Genomic DNA, 2,124 nt, shown 5'->3' on the forward strand with positions numbered 1-2,124 from the left:
TGCCGGACCCGCTGCGTGGCGTGCCATGCGGACACCGCCTGCTGGATCTCTGCGAGACGCTCGGTGTCGCGCACCGCCCGGTCCCAGAACATCACGAGCAGTCGCGCAACGGCCACCCACATGATGGAGCCGACCAGCCCGAGGTTGAGCGCCACGACGAAGCCCAGCGACGCGGACGCCGCCACCACGAGCACCACGAGCACGAGCCAGCCGATCAGGGACCGCCGGCGAACGACGCACACGATACCGAGCAGGCCGAGAGCACCGATGTACCAGGTCGCGAAAGGGGCGGTGCGATCCGCCGGTTCGAGCGAGAAGGTGACGAGCACGGGGATCACCGCACTCGCCAGCAACGCGAGGATCGCCGACCACATCGGCATCTTCACCGAGGCGCCGTCGCCGAGGATCGCGATGTTCACGACCACCAGGTACACGGCGATCGCGAGGACCATCAGCAGCGGAGCCGTCGGCTGCTCGATCCACCAGATCCCTCGGGCGACGAAGTACAGTGCGAAACCGACGGCGAGAGAGGTGGCGACGCTGCGCACGGTGCGGTTCACGAGCGCACCCATCCCAGCGTGACGGTGGTGCCGTGCTCGTCGGAGACGATGTCGGCCGTGCCGGCGACGCCCGCCATGCGCGCGAAGATCGACGCGCGGATCCCGAGGCGGTCGGCACCGATCGAGTCGACGTCGAAACCCGACCCGGTGTCCGAGACCGTCACGACGACCCCTTCGTCTGCATGCCCCTCGACGATGATGTGGAGCCCGCGTCCGTTGGCATGCGACACGGCGTTGCCGATGGCCTGCCGCGCGGCGAGCACCAGCGCACGAGCCGCCCGCCCGGGGATGAGGCCGATTCCTCCGCGCTCCTCGACGATCGCGTCGGCACCGAGCTCGGACAGGGCCCGACGCAGCTCGACGATGATCTGCGCCGTGCCGACGGGCTCATCGCTGCCCTCCTGTGCGACGGCGGCCTCGGTGTTCGCAAGGCGGGTGAGAGCCTCCCGCGCCATGGCGACGGCCAGTTCCTCCGCACGCTCACCCTCGGCCCTCTCGGCGGCGATCAGCGCGGCGAGGACGCTGTCATGCATCAAGGCGGACATCGCCGCCCGCTCCTCTTCCGCTGCGGCCGCTGCGGCAGCCGTCGAGTACGAAGCCACCGCCTGCCCCCTGGCCTCGTCCACGCCGGCGGCGACGGAGCGGAACATCCAGCCGAGCGAGACGATGACGACACCGAGGATGAGGGTGAACGACACATCGAACGCGGTCGTCACCCAGAACTCACGGGAGAACTCCCCCTGGACGAGGCGCACGTAGCCGTAGACGAACGGCATCCCGGCAGCCCCCGCGAACTGGAGCCACAGCGGGAACGCGAGCATGGCCGCGACGACACCGACGTTGACCAGGAAGAAGATCCAGGGCTGGTCTCCCGCGCCCTTGTCCGAGGGGTCGACGACGGTCGGCCAGGCGGCGAGCGCGAGGACGTAGACCACGGCGAAGATTCCGGAGAAGGTGCGAACGCCCCGACCCACCACACAGGCCAGCAGCATCGCGGCGAGCGGCACGAACACCACGATCAGCGTCACCAGGTGCGCAGGATCCGCTGCGGACAGGGAACCCATCGCGGAGATCAGGGCCTGCGCTCCGAGCACGGCCGAACCGATCGCGACGACGATCGCGAGGATCCGTTCCATGCGCTTGCCGGTGAAGCGCTCGTACGCCGTCTCCGTGCTGCCGGGAGAGGGGATCTTGCTCCAGGCGTCGCGGATGCTCAGCGGCTCAGCGGCCACCGGGTGCCTCGTCAGCCGTGACGATCCCGTCCTCCATCGCTCGGCGCAGGAGATCGACCTTCGTCGGCGCGGGGCGCCCGACCTCGACGTACTTCACGCGGATGCGGGTGATGTTCTCCTTGGCGGTGGAGTAGGCGACGCCCAGCTTCTCGGCGACGGCCTTCAACGGCAGGCCGGTCGCATACAGGCGGAGCACCTCGCGCTCCCGTGTGGCGAGCTGCGCATCGGCGAAGGCGCGGTCTCCGTCGACGGCGCTCGCCCACTCGACGTTGTTGAGGGCCTCGCCCTGCGCCACGGTACGGATCGCATCGAGGACGTCGTCGAGGGCAGAG

At 69.6% G+C, this 2,124-nt stretch carries 2 protein-coding genes and 1 pseudogene; all 3 read right to left on the reverse strand.

Going from position 1 to position 2,124, the window contains the following annotated elements; translation table 11 throughout:
• Positions 1-560 (reverse strand): annotated as a pseudogene (locus KZA10_RS13125) (hypothetical protein); the annotation flags it as partial.
• On the reverse strand, positions 557-1,792 hold the full coding sequence (locus tag KZA10_RS13130; protein ID WP_218683096.1) for an ATP-binding protein: 1,236 nt from the start codon (positions 1,790-1,792) through the stop codon (positions 557-559). The pseudogene KZA10_RS13125 and the gene KZA10_RS13130, both read right to left, overlap by 4 nt.
• On the reverse strand, positions 1,782-2,124 hold a 343-nt coding region (locus KZA10_RS13135), incomplete at its 5' end, for a sigma factor-like helix-turn-helix DNA-binding protein (protein ID WP_218683097.1). The genes KZA10_RS13135 and KZA10_RS13130, both read right to left, overlap by 11 nt.

This window comes from Microbacterium sp. BF1, assembly GCF_019279095.1.
Taxonomy (GTDB): Bacteria; Actinomycetota; Actinomycetes; order Actinomycetales; family Microbacteriaceae; genus Microbacterium; species Microbacterium maritypicum.